Here is a 16,854-nt window from a genome sequence, read left to right as displayed (position 1 = left end):
GCTCAGTAGCGGTTGGCGATCGGCAGTTCTTCCGCGGGAAACAGCGTGATCACCTGGCAGCCCTTGTCGGTGACGACGACCTCCTCCTCGATGCGCGCGGCGGAGAAGCCGTCGGTGGCCGGGCAATAGGTCTCCAGCGCAAACACCATGCCGGTCTTGATCTCCATCGGGTTGTCCAACGAGACGAGGCGAGAGATGATCGGACGCTCGTGCAGCGCAAGGCCGAGGCCGTGGCCGAATTGCAGGCCGAACGCGGCCATCTCCGAGGGAAAGCCGAACTCTTCGGCTTTCGGCCACACCTTCGCGACGGTGTCCGTCGACACGCCGGGCCTGATCAGCGCAATCGCATTGTCGAGCCATTCGCGGCACTGCTTGTAGGCATCGTGCTGCGCGGGCGTCGCGCGGCCGATATTGAAAGTGCGGTAGTAGCAGGTCCGGTAGCCCTGATAGGACTGCAGGATGTCGAAGAAGGCCTGGTCGCCGGGGCGCAGGATGCGGTCGGTGAAATTGTGCGGATGCGGATTGCAACGCTCGCCGGAGATGGCGTTGATCGCCTCGACGTCGTCGGAGCCCATCTCGTAGAGCATCTTGTTGGCGAGTGCGACGATGTCGTTCTCGCGTACACCCGGTTTCAGGTTCTCGTAGATCGAGTGATAGACGCCGTCGACCATGGCGGCGGCCTGGTTGAGCAGCATGATCTCGTCGATGTTCTTGATCTCGCGGGCGTCCAGCATCACCTGCTGGCCGTCGACCACCTTCATGCCGGCCTTCTGCAACTCGAAGAACATCGCGGTCTCGGCAAGGTCGACGCCGACCGGCATGTCGGCGACGCCGGCTGCGCGCAAGAGGCTCATCACCTCCTCGGCATGCGCCTTCATCAGCCCGACGGCCGGCGGCACCGTGCCGCGCATGCCCAGCATGCCGGCCCGGCAGTTCTCCGGCGCAAGCCAGTCGCAGAACATCCGGTGATGCACGGCGGCCGAGCCGAAATCCCACACGATCGGCTCGCCATCGCCGGCCAGCAGCGCGAAACGACACAGCTTGTCGCGCTCCCACTCGCCGATCTTGGTGCCCGAGACGTAGCGGATGTTGTTGACGTCGAACAGCAGCAATGCGCCGCAGCCCGAGTTCTTCAGGGCCATTCGCGCCCGGGCCAGCCGGTATCGCCTGAGGCGATCGAAATCCACACGCCGTTCGAAATCGACCGAGACATGGCCGTGCGAAGGGATCGCCCGTCCCCAGCGCCAGTGCGGGTCGAGATGCTCGGGGCTGACCAGATGCGGCTTCAGCGCGCTCGCTGTCATGTGGACGTTTCCCTGTGGGCTATTGCAATCGATTGCACAGCCGGATTTATTGCACACACGTTAAGGGTGTCAAGGTAGGATCGGGCCAAAACGTCGCTGCGCTGCGACATCGAGGGCTGGATATGAAGCGGACGTTGCAATCGACGGTGAGCCGACGCATGGCGGCAGCATCGCGCCCGACGATCAAGGACGTTGCCGCCCGTTGCGGCGTGCACCCCTCGACGGTCTCGCGCGCCCTGAGCCCCGCGATGAAGCACCTCGTCGCCGACGACGTCGCGGACCGGATCAAGGCCGCCGCCAACGCGCTCGGCTATCGACTCAACATGGCCGCCAAGGGCCTTCGCACCGGACGCAGCGGCCTGATCGGCGTGCTCGCCCCCGATATCGCCGACCCCGGCTTTCCGCCGGTGCTGTCCGGCATCACCGATCATCTCAATGCCGAAGGCTATGCGACGATCGTCGTCGACGTCGGCAGCAACGGCTCGGAGCAGGATCTCGTCGACCGTCTGATCGCCCGTGGCGTCGATGGCCTGGTGCTGGCGACGGTCACCTTGCGCGACGACGTCGTGAAGCATTGCCTGGATGCGGCGCTGCCGGTCGTGCTCGTCAATCGCGTCGATGCCGCCGGGCAGTTGCCTTCGGCCGCCAGTGATGATGCGGCGGGCATGCGTCTTGCTGTCGAACATCTCGTCGCGCTCGGCCATCAGCGTATCGGTCATGTCGCGGGCCCGCAGCACGTCTCGACCGGCGCCCGCCGGCGCGCCGGCTTCGAGGCCAGCGTCCGGGATGCCGGCCTGGCCGCCCGCCACACCCCGGTCGAGACGGTCGAGGCCTATACGCGGGCGGCGGGCCGCGAGGCTGCGCTGCGCCTGCTCGCTCGCCGCATCAGGCCGACCGCCATCGTCGCCGCCAATGACCTGCTGGCGCTCGGCGTCTATGACGCGCTGGCCGTGCGCGGCCTGGCCTGCCCCCACGACGTCTCCGTCGTCGGTCACAACGACATGCCGTTCGTCGACATGGTCGCGCCGCCGCTCACCACCATACGTATCGCGCAGCGCGACATGGGCGAAGCCGCAGCGCGGCTGCTGCTGGCACGGATTGCCGGTCCCGAGGCGGCAAGCGAGCACATCGTGCTCGCGCCGCAGCTGATCATCCGGGGGTCGACCATCGCATGTGGCCACTGACAGCTCCGCGAAGCACGGCTACATTCGACGTCGAAGCAACAACAGGAGGACACGCCGATGACCGAGATGGTCGGCTTGCAGGCGCTCGTTGCGTCGATTGAACCGGGCCAGTCGGTGACGATCCCGGTGGACCGTGCCGGCGTCTCGATGGCCGCGACAGCAGCGATGATCGAGGCCGGCCTGACCGGGCTGCACCTGGTCTGCGTGCCGATCAGCGGGCTGCAGGCCGATCTGCTGATCGGCGCAGGCGTGGCGTCATCGGTCGAAACCAGCGCCGTCTCGCTCGGCGAAGCCGGCGGCGCGCCGCGCTTCGCTGCGGCCATCCGCGCCGGCAGCATCAGGCTGCGCGACGCCACCTGCCCCGCGATCCATGCCGGCCTGTTGGCCGCGCAAAAAGGCGTGCCGTTCATGCCGATCGCCGGCATCGTCGGCAGCGACCTGCTCGAGGTCCGTCCCGACTGGAAGGTGATCGACAGCCCGGTTGGCGAGCCCGGCAAGGTGGTGGTGGTGCCCGCGATCACGCCCGACATCGCGCTGTTCCACGCGCCCGAAGCCGACCGCTTCGGCAATGTCCGCATCGGCCGCTATCGCGAGCTCGCGACCATGGCCTACGCCGCAAGGCGCACGCTGGTCACCGTCGAGCGCATCGTCGAGCGCGACCTGATGGCGACCGAGGATTCCGCCGCCGGCGTGCTGCCGGCGCTCTATGTCGATGCGATCGCGGTCGCCGAGAACGGCGCCTGGCCGCTTCCCCTGTGGGACGAATATGAGACCGATGGCGCCGAGCTCGCGCGTTACGCCGCGATGGCGCGCACGGACGAGGGGTTTCGCGCCTATCTCTCCGCCTTCCTGAGCCGCGGCAAGCAGGTGGCATGACCATGCAGGACGATCGCGCACGGAAAGAGCTGCTGATCACCGTCATCGCCGGGCTGCTCGACGGCATCCGCCATGTCGCCGTCGGCGCCTCCTCGCCAATTCCGGCCGCGGGCGCGATGCTGCTGCGGGCGCGCAACGAACAACAGGGCAAGCCGCCGGTGCGCATCTCGATCCTCGGCTCGAGCCGGCACAACTTCTTCACCAATGGCGGCGTCGAGCTGTTCGACTGCGCCGCGCAGGGCCGCGTCGATGCGTTCTTCCTCGGCGGCGGCCAGATCGACGGCGCGGGCAACATCAACCTGGTCGGCACCGGCGACTATCCACGCATGGACGTCCGCTGGCCGGGCTCGTTCGGCTCGGCCTATCTCTACCACCTCGTCCCGCGCGTGATCCTGTTCCGCGAGGAGCATTCGCCGCGCGTGCTGGTGCCGAAGGTGGATTTCGTCAGCGCCGCGGCAACGACGCCGGAGGTGAAGCGGCGCGGCGGCCCGCACGCGCTGCTGACGAACCTCGCGCTGTTCGATTTCGACCGCGAGCGCGGCGGCTTCCGGCTGCGCTCGGTGCATCCCGGCTACTCCGCCGAGGATGTGCGCGACCGCACCGGCTTCGATTATGCGATGCCGGAGATCGTGCCGCCGACGCCAGCGCCCGACCGGACGACCGCCGAGCTGATCCGCGGCCAAATCCGCAACGAGCTCGCGGAGTGCTATCCGGAGTTCGCTCGCACCATGGCCGCGGCGTAGCTCACTGCAACGACGCGCGCGTGATCACCTGCCCGGCGCGCGCGTTCTGGTGCGCGCCCTGCCACCAGGTCAGCGCGCCATTGACGATGACGGCCTCGATGCCGGCCGCGGGCACGCAGGGCTCGTCATAGGTCGCGCTGTCGCGCACGCTGGCGGCATCGAAGATGGTGATGTCGGCATGGTTGCCGACCGCCAGCGTGCCACGACCCCTGATGCCGAAATTCCGCGCGGTCAAGCCGCTCATTTTCCACACCGCTGTCTCCAGCGAGAACAGCGCGAGCTCGCGGCAGTAATAGCCGAGCACGCGCGGGAACGTGCCCCAGAGGCGCGGATGCGGCCGCTCGCCGAATGGCAGGCCATCGGAGCCGATCATGGTCGGCTCGAAGGCGAGGATGGTCTGCACGTCGGCCTCGTCCATCGCGAAATAGATCGCCGACGCCGGTTGCAGCCGCTTCGCCGCTTCCAGCCGATCGACGCCCCAGGCGGCGGCGATGTCGGCCAGATCGCGGCCCGCGACTTCCGGGTGCGGACCGGATGCCGCCACCACGACCTTGACCTGCAGCTTGGCCGGGTCGGTGTGCAGCATCGTCGACGACGCGTTGTAGGGATAGCAGTCGAGCGCGACGCATTGGCAGCTCATCGCCTTGGTCAACAGCGGCAGTGTCTCCTTCGTCCGGCCGAAATTCGCCGGGCCCACCACCTTGTGGTGCGAGATCACGACCTGAACGTCGAGCGCCTTGCCGATCGCAAAGCTCTCCTCCAGCGATTTGACGACATCGTCCGCCTCATTGCGCATATGCGTGGCATAGACGCCGCCGCTGCCGGTAAGCGGGCGGCAGACCTCGATGATCTCCTCGGTCGGCGCCGCTTCCGCCGGCGGATAGAACGTCCCGGTCGAGACGCCGATCGCGCCGGCGTCCAGCGCCTCCTGCACATAGGCGCGCATTTCGGCGATTTCGCTCTCGGTCGCCGCGCGGCCGAGATCGCTCACGACGGACGCGCGCAGCGAGGTGTGTCCGGTCATCGGCGCGACATTCACGGCGGACGGGGCCGCGCGCAGGGCGGCCACGTAGTCCGCGAACGAGGCGTACTCGGCGACGCGGCCGTCGCCGGGCGACAGCAGCCCAAGCGGCATCGGCCGCGGCGAGCCCGGCTTCAGCGGCGCGATGCTGACGCCGCAATTGCCGGTCACCACCAAGGTCACGCCCTGCGAGACCTTGCAGGTCATGCCGGGATCGACCAGCACCGCACTGTCGTCATGGGTGTGGGCATCGATGAAGCCTGGGGCGACGATGCGGCCGGTGGCGTCGATCACGCGGTCTGCCTTGCCATGATCGAGCTCGCCGATGGCGACGATCCTGCCATCCTTGATGCCGACGTCCGCCTCGAACCGCGTCGCGCGCGTGCCGTCGATGACGGTACCGCCACGGATGATGAGGTCGAAGGAGGTTGAAGGCGTTGTGTCGGGCATGAGGTCTCGCACGGCGTTGTCTGAAAACTGGCGTGACTATCAGCGGGCCATGGCGATGCGTCCAGTGCGATTGGCATGAGCAGAACGCTGGGTGGCCCTGCCATTATGGTCGAGCCCTCTCATGTCGAGATTGTCGAGCACTTGCCGGGCGGCGACGGCGGTCTGCTCCCTCTCCCCGTTCTTCACGGGGAGAGGGCTGGGCAAGCGGGGTGAGGTAAGGACCCGAGCAAGCGGCGCAATGCTCGCATCAAATAGCCGCCCGGCGCTATCCCGTCGGCTTCCGCTGCGCGACGATCTGCCGGTACAGATCGGCATATCGGCCGGCGCGATGCCGCCACGACACGTCGGTCAGCATCGCGTTGAGCTGCATGCGGGTCCAGTTCGAGGCGTTGCTGCGCGCGGCGTAGAAGGCGGCGGCGGCGCGGCGCAGGGTCTGGTCGAGCGCCTCTGCCGTGACGGAGGCGCATTTAAAGCCGGTGGCGGCGACGCCGGCCTCGGTCTCGTCGATCACGGTGTCGGCGAGGCCGCCCACCGCGGTGACGATCGGCAGCGCCCCGTAGCGCAGCGCGCAGAGCTGCGTCAGCCCGCACGGCTCGAAGCGCGACGGCACCACCAGCGCGTCGCAGCCGGCCTGGACCAGATGCGCGAGACCCTCATCATAGCCGATGACGACGCCGATCTGGCCGGGATGGCGCGCGGCCGCGGCGCGGAACGCCTCACGCAATTCGGCCTCGCCATCGCCGAGCAGCGCCAGCTGGATGCCGGCACTGGTCAATGTCGGCAAGCACGACAGCAGCAGGTCGAGCCCCTTCTGCGACGTCAGCCGGCTGACGACGCCGAGCAGAAACGTCTCCGGCGAGACCTGCAGCCCCATGCGCGTCTGCAGCGCGGCCTTGTTCGGCGCGCGGGCTTCGAGTTTCTCGATGCCGAAATGCGACGGGATCGCCGGGTCGTTGCCGGGATCCCACACCGTCGTGTCGATTCCGTTGAGGATGCCGACCAGATCGGACGACCGCTGGCGCAGCAGGCCGCCGAGGCCCATGCCATGCTCGTCGCTCTGGATCTCCCTGGCATAGGTCGGCGACACCGTCGTGATCTTGTCGGCGAATTGCAGCCCCGCCTTCAGGAAGCTGATGTCGCCGTAATATTCGAGGCCGTAGATCGAGAAGGATTCCGGCGGCAGCCCGAGCGGCGGCAGGAAGTGGCGGGGGAAGCGGCCCTGGAACGCCAGATTGTGCACGGTCATGACCGTGCCCGGATGCGGCCGGTGGCTGTACAGCAGATAGGCCGGCACCAGTCCCGCCTGCCAGTCATGGCCATGGACGACGTCTGGCACGAAGCTCGGCACAGCCCCGAGGCCGATATAGGACGCGGCGCGCGCCAGCGCGGCGAAACGGAAGGGATTGTCCGGCCAATCCTTGCCGTCGGGCCCGAGATAGGGATTGCCCTCGCGATCATACAGATGCGGCGCGTCGAGCACGAACAGATCGAGCGCGCCGTGGCTGCCGCCGAGCAGCCGGGCGTTGCCACCGAAGAAGTTCGGCAGCGAGCTGATCTCGCCGACCTGCTCCAACGCCGCCATGACCGCGGGATAGCCGGGGATCAGCGTGCGGACCTCGATGTCCTCGGCCATCAGGGCCCACGGCAGCGCGCCGACGACGTCGGCGAGACCGCCGGTCTTGACGATGGGATAGACCTCGGAGGCAACCGACAGAACGCGCAGCGGCGTCATGAATTGAGCCCGTCGATCATCGGCTGGGTGATCAAGGTGACGCCGTTCTCCGTGGTCCTGAACCGCTTGGCATCGAACTCCGGATCCTCGCCGACCACGAGGCCTTCCGGAATCTGCACGCCGCGGTCGACCACGACGTTGGTCAGGCGCGCGTGGCGGGCGACGTTGACGTAGGGCAGCAGCACGGCATTGTGCACCTTGGCGTAGGAATGCAGGTGAGCTCCCGTGAACAGCAGCGAACGCTGCACGGAGGCGCCTGAGACGATGCAGCCGCCGGAGACCAGCGAGCACGTCGCCTCGCCGCGACGTCCGCCGTCGACATGGACGAACTTGGCCGGCGGCGTGATCTCGGAATAGGTCCAGATCGGCCAGGAGCGGTCGTAGAGATCGAGTTCGGGCACGACATCGGTGAGGTCGAGATTGGCGGCCCAGTACGCATCGACCGTTCCGACATCGCGCCAATAGCTGTGCTTGTCCGGCCCGCCGCGGACACAGGAGCGCGAGAACTGGTGCGCGACGGCGCGGCCGTTCCTGACGATGTAGGGAATGATATCGCGGCCGAAATCATGGTTGGAGTTCGGATCCGCCGCGTCACGCTTCAGCTCCTCGAACAGGAACTTGGCGTCGAACACATAGATGCCCATGCTGGCGAGCGACTTGTCGGGCTTGCCCGGCATCGGCGGCGGATCGGCCGGCTTCTCGATGAAGTCGTGGATGGTGTCGTCCTCGTTGACGTGCATGATCCCGAAGCCCGAGGATTCCTCGCGCGGCATCTCCAGGCAGCCGACGGTGACGTCGGCGCGCTGGTCGACATGCTGCTGCAGCATCAGCTCGTAGTCCATCTTGTAGATGTGGTCGCCGGCCAGCACGACGATATATTTCGTGTTGTAGGTCTCGATGATGTCGATGTTCTGGTACACGGCATCGGCCGTTCCGACGTACCACATAGTCTCGGAGACGCGCTGGCTCGCGGGCAGGATGTCGAAGCTCTCGTTGCGCTCGGGGCGAAAGAAGTTCCAGCCGTTCTGCAGATGGCGGATCAGGCTGTGCGCCTTGTACTGGGTGGCCACGGCGATGCGCCGGATGCCGGAGTTGACGGCGTTCGACAGCGCGAAATCGATGATGCGCGACTTGCCGCCGAAATAGACCGCTGGCTTGGCGCGGCGGTCGGTCAGCTCCAGCAGGCGGCTGCCACGCCCGCCCGCCAGCACGAAGGCCAGCGCGTGACGGGACAGCGGTTCGGTCCTGGCGGCTGGTGCCATATGTCTCCTCCCTGCAACTCGTTGTCGCGTCACGATTTCGCGGGTCCGTGCTGGCCGGCGCGAGGTCTCGCGCGAGCGTCCGGTCCTCTCATATGACGGGGAAATAGCCAACCAGTTCCCAATGCCGAGTGCAATGGGGTGCTTCAGTCCAGGCGATCCCAGGTTGCAACCATCTCGCTCCAGCGCGGCGGGTCGGCGCCCTCGCGCGTGCAGGTGACGGCGGCACACGCGCCGGCAAAGGCCAGCACCTTGCGCAGTTCGGCTTCGCCGAGGCCCTTCAACGCCTGCCGGCCGATGCGGCCGAGCTTGCGCAACGCGAACAGCATCGCGGCCTGGAAGGTGTCGCCGGCGCCGATCGTATCGACCACATCGACCTTGGGCACCGCGACCTCGACCGGGCCGGCTTGCGCATGCCAGCCGAGCGCGCCGCTGGGGCCGCGGGTGATGACGACCAGGCCTGGGCCGCGCGCCAGCAGCGCCTGAGCCCGCGTCGCGTAATCGTCATGGCCGTACAAGAAGTCGAAATCGACGTCCGACATTTTGATCAGGTCGGCGCTGGCGGCGAATTCATCCATGCCTGCGACATAGGCAGCCTTGTCGGTCACGAGATTTGGCCGGCAATTCGGATCGAACGAGATCGTGACCGCGCCTTGCGTCGCTTCGATCATCGCGCGCGTCTGCTGCGCGCCCTGGTCGTGGATCAGCGTGGTCGAGCCGACATGGATGGCCTCGATGGCGGCAAAGGGAATGCTGCCCGGCCGATAGGCCCATTTCCGCGCGGCGGTCTCGGCGTCATAGAACGCGTATTGCGCCTCGTTGCCGGCATGGCGAACGAAGGCCAGCGTGGTCTGGTCAGGGCTGCGGGTGGCATAGCGAAGATCGACGTCCGAGGCTTGCGCATGGGCGGCGATCATGGTGCCGAACAGGTCGGTCGAGATGCCGCCGACGAAGCCGGTCGGCGCACCCAGCCGCGCCAGGCCGACCGCGACGTTGAGGCAGGAGCCGCCGACCACCGGCCGCAGGACATCGCGTCCGTCCGCCGATTTGGCCGGGACGAAGTCGATCAGTGCATCACCGCAGCTCAGGATCATTGTCATGCCTCCCCGTCGGCGCCACGCATCACGGAACGGTTGTCGCGATCAAGCGTCCGCAGCAGGCCGTGGATGCGCCGCTTGCGGCGATGGAAGGATGCGACAACAGGCTCGGTCGGATCACTGAGGCGCCCGAGCGAGGACATCGAGGCCATCGTCTCGCCGATTGAGTCAAACGCGCCGCTGGCGACGGCGCCGAGCATGGCCGCGCCGAGCAGCACCGGCTCCTGGGTGCCCGGCAGCGCCACCGTCAGCCCGGTCGTGTCCGCCATGATCTGGCGCACCAGCGGGCTGCGCGAGGCGCCACCGGCCATCACCAGCGTCCGGCTGGTGACGCCATTGGCCGCGAAGGCGTCGATGACATCGGCAAGGCCGTAGGCGAGGCCGCATAGTCCGGCGACGAACAGCCGCTCCATGGCGCCGATATCGGCGTCGAGATCCAGGCCGGCGATCACGGCGCGCGAATCCGGATCGGCATAGGGCGAGCGGTTGCCGAGAAATTCGGGAAGAATATGGATGTCACGCGCGAGCAGCGCCGCCGCACCGACGCTCGGCGCACGCGCCATGATCCGCTGTTCCAGGAAGCTGATCACATCCAGTCCCTCGGCGCGCGCCGCCGCTGTGGCTTCCGCAGACGCCGGGTGCGAGCGCAGCAGGTGATCGATCGCGGCGCCCGCCGCGGACTGACCGCCCTCGTTGAGCCAGAAGCCGGGAACCATGCCCTGATAATACGGTCCCCACACGCCGGGCACGAAGGACGGTGCACGCGTGGTCGCCATGATGCAGGCCGAGGTCCCCATGATGTAGGCGAGACGATTGCAGACATCGACGTCGCCGCCATCGGCCGCGCGGCCGCCGATCGCGCCAATGCCGCCGGCATGCGCGTCGATCAGCGCCGCCCCGACCGGCGTCCCCGCCACGAGGCCGAGCTCCGCCGCGGCCGCGCGCGACAATCCCCGACCAAGCGGCGTGCCGGGGGCGACGATCTCGGTGCCGATCCGCGCATAGTCCTCGGTGACGAAGTCCTCGAGCCCGATGCGGCGGAAATACTCCGCGCTCCAGCGCGTCTCGTGCGCCAGGTAGTTCCACTTGCAGGTGACCGTGCACATCGAGCGCGCCGTCGAGCCCGTCGCGCGCCAGGTGAGGAAGTCGGCGAGATCGAAGAAATGCCCCGCGGCGTCAAAGCTCGTCCGCAGATGCCGCTTCAGCCAGAGCAGCTTCGGCATCTCCATCTCCGGCGAGATCGAGCCGCCGACATGGCGTAGCACCTCGTCCCCGGTCGCATTGATGTCCCGCGCCTCGGCCAGCGCGCGATGATCCATCCAGACGATGACGTTGCGAGCGGAATCGCCGGAGCTGCTGACGGTGAGCGGTGTCCCCTGGCGGTCGACCCCGACCAGCGAGCAGGTCGCGTCGAAGCCGATGCCCTTGATCAGTTCCGGCGCGAGCGCCGCTTCCGACACTGCGGCTTTGACCGAGGCACAGCAGGCGCGCCAGATGTCGTCGGAGGATTGCTCGACGACGTCACCGGCCTCGTGCCAGGTCTGGATCGGATGCCGCGCCGCCGCGAGCAGTCGGCCGTTGGAATCGAAGATCCCGGCGCGCGTGCTGGTTGTGCCGACATCGACACCGATGAACGCCTGCCGCATGTTTCGCTCCCGTCAGATTTGACGCGAGCTTACCAGCAAGTGTAGCCGCCATCGACAACGACGACGCTCCCGGTCATCAAACTTGCGGCCTCCGAGGCGAGGAACAGCACCACCGAGGCGATCTCCTCGACCTGCCCCATCCGGCCCATCGGGGTTCCGCCGATCCAGGCGTCGTACATGCGCGGGTTGCTCTTCACGAAGGCATTGAGCGGCGTCTCGATATAGGTCGGCGCCACCGCGTTGACGCGGATGCCGCGCGCGCCCCATTCCGCCGCCAGCGACTTGGTGAGATGGTGCACCGCAGCCTTGGAGGCGTTGTAGAAGCACTGCTCCTGCGGCTTGTTGACGATGAAGCCGGACATCGAGCCGATGTTGACGATGGTGCCGCTCTTGGCCTGGAGCATGTGCTTGCCGAACGCACGGCAGCACCAGAAGGTGCCGTTGAGATTGACGTCGAGCACGTTGAGCCAGTGCTCGTCGGTGACGGTCTCGGCCGGCGTTTCGCTGCGGGCGATGCCCGCATTGTTGACGAGGATGTCGACCTTGCCGTGCCGCGCCACGAGATCGTCGGCGGTCTGCGCCACCTGGGCAGAATTGGTCACGTCCATCAGCGCCGTCTCAGTGTCGAACCCCTTGGCCTTCATCGCCGCCTGCGCATCCGCCGCCACCTTGGCATCGCGATCGGCGATCACGACACGGGCGCCCGCCTCCGCCAGCGCCTCGACGCAGGCGAGGCCAATGCCCTGGCCTCCGCCGGTGACCAGAGCGGTCTTCCCGTTCAGCTTGAATCTTTCGAGATACATGGTCGTGGTCCGTTGTTGTCATTGACGTCCGGAGGGGACGTCACCTCTCATGCGAACATCGAATTGCCGTTGGCATCGAAGCGATAGATCCGGCTCGGCTCCGGCCGCAGCATCACGGCATCGCCGGCGTTGAGCCGCTTCTCGCCGACCACGCGCACCGTCAACGTGCCGAGTGCGCCGGCATCGACATAAAGAAACGTGTCGCTGCCGAGATGCTCGGCGATCACGACCTTGCCGGACCAGCCCTCGTTGCCGGCCTCGACGATCCCGATGTGCTCGGGCCGCACGCCGATCGTGGTTGCGTTGTGCTTGTCGGCTTCCGCACCGGTGATGAGGTTCATCTTCGGCGAGCCGATGAAGCCGGCGACGAACAGGTTGGCGGGCCGCTGATAGAGTTCGATCGGCGAGCCATATTGCTCGATGCGTCCGGCGTTCAGCACGACGATCTTGTCGGCCATGGTCATGGCTTCGACCTGGTCATGCGTCACGTAGATGGCGGTGGTGCCGAGCTGCTTCTGCAACCGCGTCACCTCGAGCCGCATCTGGACGCGCAGCGCGGCATCGAGATTGGACAAAGGCTCGTCGAACAGGAATGCCTTGGGCTCACGGACGATGGCGCGGCCGATCGCGACGCGCTGGCGCTGGCCGCCGGAGAGTTCGCGCGGCTTGCGGTCGAGATAGGGCGTGAGGTTCAACGTCGCCGCGGCGGCCTCGACCTTCCGGTTGATCTCGGCCTTCGGCAGCCCGGCCATCTTCAGGCCGAACGCGATGTTGCCGCGCACGCTCATATGCGGATACAGCGCGTAGGATTGGAACACCATCGACAGGCCGCGCTTGGCCGGCGGCACGTCGACGACGTTGTTGCCGTCGATCAGGATGCGTCCGCCGGAGACATCCTCGAGCCCCGCGATCAGCCGCAGCAGCGTGGTCTTGCCGCAGCCGGACGGGCCGACGAACACCACGAAAGCGCCGTCGGGAATGTCGAGATCGGCGCCCTTGATGATATGGACCGGCCCGAACGATTTCTGCACACCTTCCAGCGTGATCCGTCCCATGATCAGCCCTTTCGTTATTTCACTGCGCCGAAGGTCAGCCCGCGCACGAGCTGCTTCTGGCTGAACCAGCCGATGATCAGGATCGGCGCGATCGCGAGCGTCGAGGCCGCCGACAGCCGCGCCCAGAACAGGCCTTCCGGGCTCGAATAGGAGGCGATGAAGGTCGTCAGCGGCGCCGCCTCCAGCGTCGAGAGGTTCAAGGTCCAGAACGCCTCGTTCCAGGCGAGGATCAGGTTGAGGAGCAGGGTCGACGCGAGCCCGGGGATTGCCATCGGCGTCAGCACATAGATCAGCTCGCGTCCGATCGTGGCGCCGTCCATCCGCGCGGCTTCGAGGATGTCCTTCGGGATCTCCTTGAAATAGGTGAACAGCATCCAGATCACGATCGGCAGGTTGCCGAGGCACAGGATGAAGACCAGCCCTGTGCGCGTATCGAGCAGGCCGAGGTTCTTGTAGATGAGATAGATCGGCACGAGCACGCCGACCGGCGGCATCATCTTGGTCGAGAGCATCCAGAGCAGGATGTCCTTGGTGCGCTTCGTCGGCGAAAACGCCATCGACCATGCCGCGGGAATCGCGATCAGCATCGCAATGAGCGTCGAGCCGCCGGCGACGATCAGCGAGTTCAGCGCGTGGTGCAGATAGTCGCTGCGCTCCTGCACGGTCACGTAGTTCTCGGTTGTCCAGTGGAAGAACAGGAACGAGGGCGGCGTCGCGAACGCCTCCAGCTCGGTCTTGAAGCTGGCCAGCACCATCCACAGGATCGGGAAGAAGATCACGAAGCCGGCGATCCAGGCGCCGGCGGTGGAGATCACGACGTGACGTCCGGTGACCTTGCGCGCCATGCTGCTACGCCTCGAGGTTGCGGCCGACGATGCGGACCAGGAAGAAGGCGACGATGTTGGCGATCACCACGGCGACGAGTCCGCCGGCCGAGGCCGTGCCGACGTCGAACTGGATCAGCGCCTGCGAATAGACCAGGAAGGCGATATTGGTGGTCTGCAGGCCGGGCCCGCCGCCGGTGGTGACGAAGATCTCGGCGAACACGGTGAGCAGGAAGATCGTCTCGATCAGGATCACCACCGTGATCGGCCGCGCCAGATGCGGCAGCGTCAGGTAGATGAACCGCGACAGCGCGCCGGCGCCGTCCATCTCGGCGGCCTCCTTCTGCTCCTCGTCGAGCGACTGCAGCGCAGTCAGCAAAATGAGCGTTGCGAACGGCAGCCACTGCCAGGCGACGATGAAGATGACCGCAAGCAGCGGTGCGTCGGTGAACCAGTCGATCGGCGTCATCCCGAGCGAGGTCGCGATCCACGCGAACAGGCCTGAGACGGGATGCATCAGCAGGTTCTTCCACACCAGTGCGCTGACCGTCGGCATCACGAAGAACGGCGCGATCACCATCAGGCGGATGACGTTGCGGCCGATGACAGGCTGGTCGAGCAGGATCGCCAGGGGAATGCCGAGGCCGATCGTGAGCAGCAGCACCGAGCCGACCAGCACGAGCGTGTTTTGCAGCGAAGCGAGGAAGGCGGGATCGGTGAGGAAGTACTCGAAATTCTCCAGGCCGACGAAGCTCTCGGAGCCGGGATCGAGCAGGCTGTAATGCAGCGTCGAGAAGTAGACCGTCAGTGCCAATGGCACGATCATCCAGATGAACAGCAGGATAACCGCCGGCGACATCAGCGCCCGGGCGAGCAGTTGGGTTTGTCGGGTGGCCATTGCTGCTGTCCGTCTGCTCGATTAACTGCTTGCTGGATGAAGACCGCCGTCATTGCGAGCGAAGCGAAGCATTCCTGGGACGTGCGCGGGACTCGGGATTGCTTCGTCGCTCCGCTCCTCGCAATGACGAACTGATAGCTCGCTGTCGCAACATTGGACTCTCATAGTGACGCTCGAGCGCGGTGCCCGTGAATGCGCCCTCTCCCCTTGTGGGAGAGGCCATCACCGGCCCATCCACGTATGCGGTCGGGTGAGGGGTCTCTCTCGGCGACCGATTCTGTCGGAGGCATACCCCTCACCAAACCGAGCTTGTTGCACTGTCCTACATGCCCTCTCCCACAAGGGGAGAGGGTGCAGTCATCGGCACCGGCGTCGCGGCGGCGCTCGATGGTGGGCACGCTTCGCTTTGCCCACCCTACGGATCTCGCGTTGGACCGGAGAGAAAAATGCGGCCATCCCTTGTGGGGAGGGATGGCCGCCAGTGATCAGCTCGGGAGGAGTTTCGTGTCGAGCTGATGACCTTGCGCACCTATTTGATGTAGCCGGCGCGCTTCATCTCGCGTTCGGTGGCGGACTGCGCCGCAGCCAAGGCCGCATCGACGGTCATCGATCCCGCGAGCGCCGCCGAGAACTGCTGTCCCACCGCGGTGCCGATGCCCTGGAATTCGGGAATCGCGGCGTATTGCACGCCGACATAGGGCACCGGTTTCACGGTCGGATGGCTCGGATCAGCCGCATCGATCGACGCCAAGGTGATCTTCGCGAACGGCGCGACCTTCAGGTACTCCTCGTTCTTGTAGAGCGAGGTGCGCGTGCCCGGCGGCACGTTGGCCCAGCCGTCCTTCGACGCGACGAGCTTGGTGTAGTCCTTGCTGGTCGCCCAGGCGATGAACTTCTCGGCCGCTTCGGTCTTCTTCGAGCCGGCGGGGATCGCGAGATTCCACGCCCACAGCCAGTTGGCGTTCTTGCCGAGGCCGGTGTTCGGCGCCAGCGCGAAGCCGACCTTGTCGGCGACCTTCGACTCCTTCGGATTGGTCACGAACGAGGCCGCCACCGTCGCGTCGATCCACATCGCGCATTTGCCGGAATTGAACAGCGCGAGATTCTCGTTGAAGCCGTTGGAGCTGGCGCCGGGAGGACCGGCTTCCTTCATCAGATCGACATAGGTGGACAGCGTCTTCTTCCATTCCGGCGTGTTGAACTGCGGCTGCCATTTCTCGTCGAACCAGCGCGCCCCGAACGAGTTCGACATCGCGGTCAGGAACGCCATGTTCTCGCCCCAGCCGGCCTTGCCGCGCAGGCAGATGCCGAACGTGCCGGCCTGCTTGTCGGTGAGCTTCTTGGCGGCGTCGATGACGAAGTCCCAGGTCGGGCTCTCCGGCATCTTCAGCCCGGCCTTGTCGAACAGGTCGGTGCGGTACATCACCATCGAGCTCTCGCCGTAGAACGGCGCGGCATAGAGCTTGCCGTCGACGGACACCGCGTCCTTGATCTTCGGCAGGATGTCGTTGGCGTCGTAATCCGCGCCGAGCTTGTCGAGCGGCACCAGCCAGTTCTTCTTGGCCCAGATCGGCACCTCGTAGGTGCCGATGGTGAGGATGTCGAACTGACCGCCCTTGGTGGCGATGTCCGTCGTCACGCGCTGGCGCAGCACGTTCTCTTCCAGCGTCACCCATTTCACGGAGATGTCGGGATTGGCCTTGGTGAACTCGCTGGTCAGGCCCTGCATCCGGATCATGTCACCGTTGTTGACGGTGGCGATCGTCAGGCTCGTCTCAGCCAGAGCGGGCGCATGTGTCAGCAGCGCGGCGGCGCCCATCAGGGCGGCAAGCGTGCTCGTCCGAGTGAAGATGGTCTTCACGGTCTCCTCCCATTCCCGCGGTTCTTGAATATATGCTCACGGGCTGGGCTTATGTTCACAACACTGATCGGGCTTTGTCAAGCATGCGCCGGCGCCCACAG

Annotated in this window: 14 protein-coding genes; 3 read left to right on the top strand and 11 right to left on the bottom strand. The window is 66.4% G+C overall.

The genetic code is table 11. The features are described from left to right. Nucleotides 1-2: 2 nt before the first annotated feature. Entirely contained in the window at nt 3-1,304 is a 1,302-nt protein-coding gene (locus HL666_RS24065; RefSeq protein WP_172110165.1) for a M24 family metallopeptidase, read from the bottom strand. 158 nt (nt 1,305-1,462) lie between these two features. Between HL666_RS24065 and HL666_RS24060 the strand changes: the two genes are divergently transcribed. From HL666_RS24060 to HL666_RS24050, 3 genes are read left to right on the top strand one after another with little or no spacing between them, the layout of a single operon-like run. Continuing rightward, a complete protein-coding gene (locus tag HL666_RS24060) occupies nt 1,463-2,488 on the top strand; it encodes a LacI family DNA-binding transcriptional regulator (RefSeq protein ID WP_172183997.1) in 1,026 nt (341 codons plus the stop codon). A gap of 57 nt (nt 2,489-2,545) precedes the next feature. Continuing rightward, entirely contained in the window at nt 2,546-3,364 is an 819-nt protein-coding gene (locus HL666_RS24055) for a CoA transferase subunit A (RefSeq protein WP_172183995.1), read from the top strand. After that, nucleotides 3,361-4,107 (top strand): CoA-transferase, encoded by a 747-nt coding sequence (locus HL666_RS24050; RefSeq protein ID WP_172183993.1) that lies wholly within the window; start codon nt 3,361-3,363, stop codon nt 4,105-4,107. The genes HL666_RS24055 and HL666_RS24050 overlap by 4 nt, the downstream gene beginning before the upstream one ends. A gap of 1 nt (nt 4,108) precedes the next feature. Here HL666_RS24050 and HL666_RS24045 read toward each other — a convergent pair whose 3' ends face one another. From HL666_RS24045 to HL666_RS24000, 10 genes are all read right to left on the bottom strand, one after another. After that, nucleotides 4,109-5,578 (bottom strand): N-acyl-D-amino-acid deacylase family protein, encoded by a 1,470-nt coding sequence (locus HL666_RS24045; protein ID WP_172183991.1) that lies wholly within the window; start codon nt 5,576-5,578, stop codon nt 4,109-4,111. Nucleotides 5,579-5,843: 265 nt separating this feature from the next. After that, the gene (gene glgA / locus HL666_RS24040; RefSeq protein WP_172183989.1) at nt 5,844-7,310 is read right to left on the bottom strand and encodes a glycogen synthase GlgA; all 1,467 of its coding nucleotides are present in this window, start codon (nt 7,308-7,310) and stop codon (nt 5,844-5,846) included. Further along, nucleotides 7,307-8,572 (bottom strand): glucose-1-phosphate adenylyltransferase, encoded by a 1,266-nt coding sequence (gene glgC / locus HL666_RS24035; protein ID WP_172110171.1) that lies wholly within the window; start codon nt 8,570-8,572, stop codon nt 7,307-7,309. Before glgC ends, glgA begins: the two co-directional genes overlap by 4 nt. Nucleotides 8,573-8,715: 143 nt before the next feature. After that, nucleotides 8,716-9,663: a carbohydrate kinase family protein gene (locus HL666_RS24030; RefSeq protein WP_172183987.1), complete on the bottom strand. Its 948-nt coding sequence runs from the start codon at nt 9,661-9,663 to the stop codon at nt 8,716-8,718. 2 nt (nt 9,664-9,665) lie between these two features. Then, entirely contained in the window at nt 9,666-11,312 is a 1,647-nt protein-coding gene (locus HL666_RS24025; RefSeq protein ID WP_172110173.1) for an FGGY-family carbohydrate kinase, read from the bottom strand. A gap of 29 nt (nt 11,313-11,341) precedes the next feature. Continuing rightward, nucleotides 11,342-12,115: an SDR family NAD(P)-dependent oxidoreductase gene (locus HL666_RS24020; RefSeq protein WP_172110174.1), complete on the bottom strand. Its 774-nt coding sequence runs from the start codon at nt 12,113-12,115 to the stop codon at nt 11,342-11,344. 47 nt (nt 12,116-12,162) lie between these two features. After that, nucleotides 12,163-13,170, bottom strand: a complete 1,008-nt coding sequence (locus tag HL666_RS24015; protein WP_172183985.1) for an ABC transporter ATP-binding protein — start codon at nt 13,168-13,170, stop codon at nt 12,163-12,165. Between the two features lie 14 nt (nt 13,171-13,184). After that, nucleotides 13,185-14,015, bottom strand: coding sequence for a carbohydrate ABC transporter permease (locus tag HL666_RS24010; protein WP_172110176.1), 831 nt, complete (start codon nt 14,013-14,015; stop codon nt 13,185-13,187). Between the two features lie 4 nt (nt 14,016-14,019). Beyond that, complete coding sequence (locus tag HL666_RS24005; RefSeq protein WP_172183983.1) at nt 14,020-14,892, bottom strand: carbohydrate ABC transporter permease; 873 nt, start codon at nt 14,890-14,892, stop codon at nt 14,020-14,022. Between the two features lie 529 nt (nt 14,893-15,421). Then, the gene (locus HL666_RS24000) at nt 15,422-16,711 is read right to left on the bottom strand and encodes an ABC transporter substrate-binding protein (RefSeq protein ID WP_172133838.1); all 1,290 of its coding nucleotides are present in this window, start codon (nt 16,709-16,711) and stop codon (nt 15,422-15,424) included. Nucleotides 16,712-16,854: the final 143 nt, after the last annotated feature.

Source organism: Bradyrhizobium aeschynomenes, from assembly GCF_013178945.1.
Taxonomy (GTDB): domain Bacteria; phylum Pseudomonadota; class Alphaproteobacteria; order Rhizobiales; family Xanthobacteraceae; genus Bradyrhizobium; species Bradyrhizobium aeschynomenes.
Note: the sequence above shows the minus strand (reverse complement) of the source record. Positions and strands in the feature narration are given on the sequence as shown.

Coding starts and splice junctions, on each gene's coding strand:
- HL666_RS24065 (WP_172110165.1), bottom strand. CDS start 1,304: ATGACAGCGAGCGCGCTGAAGCCGCATCTGGTCAGCCCCGAGCATCTC.
- HL666_RS24060 (WP_172183997.1), top strand. CDS start 1,463: ATGGCGGCAGCATCGCGCCCGACGATCAAGGACGTTGCCGCCCGTTGC.
- HL666_RS24055 (WP_172183995.1), top strand. CDS start 2,546: ATGACCGAGATGGTCGGCTTGCAGGCGCTCGTTGCGTCGATTGAACCG.
- HL666_RS24050 (WP_172183993.1), top strand. CDS start 3,361: ATGACCATGCAGGACGATCGCGCACGGAAAGAGCTGCTGATCACCGTC.
- HL666_RS24045 (WP_172183991.1), bottom strand. CDS start 5,578: ATGCCCGACACAACGCCTTCAACCTCCTTCGACCTCATCATCCGTGGC.
- glgA (WP_172183989.1), bottom strand. CDS start 7,310: ATGACGCCGCTGCGCGTTCTGTCGGTTGCCTCCGAGGTCTATCCCATC.
- glgC (WP_172110171.1), bottom strand. CDS start 8,572: ATGGCACCAGCCGCCAGGACCGAACCGCTGTCCCGTCACGCGCTGGCC.
- HL666_RS24030 (WP_172183987.1), bottom strand. CDS start 9,663: ATGATCCTGAGCTGCGGTGATGCACTGATCGACTTCGTCCCGGCCAAA.
- HL666_RS24025 (WP_172110173.1), bottom strand. CDS start 11,312: ATGCGGCAGGCGTTCATCGGTGTCGATGTCGGCACAACCAGCACGCGC.
- HL666_RS24020 (WP_172110174.1), bottom strand. CDS start 12,115: ATGTATCTCGAAAGATTCAAGCTGAACGGGAAGACCGCTCTGGTCACC.
- HL666_RS24015 (WP_172183985.1), bottom strand. CDS start 13,170: ATGGGACGGATCACGCTGGAAGGTGTGCAGAAATCGTTCGGGCCGGTC.
- HL666_RS24010 (WP_172110176.1), bottom strand. CDS start 14,015: ATGGCGCGCAAGGTCACCGGACGTCACGTCGTGATCTCCACCGCCGGC.
- HL666_RS24005 (WP_172183983.1), bottom strand. CDS start 14,892: ATGGCCACCCGACAAACCCAACTGCTCGCCCGGGCGCTGATGTCGCCG.
- HL666_RS24000 (WP_172133838.1), bottom strand. CDS start 16,711: ATGGGCGCCGCCGCGCTGCTGACACATGCGCCCGCTCTGGCTGAGACG.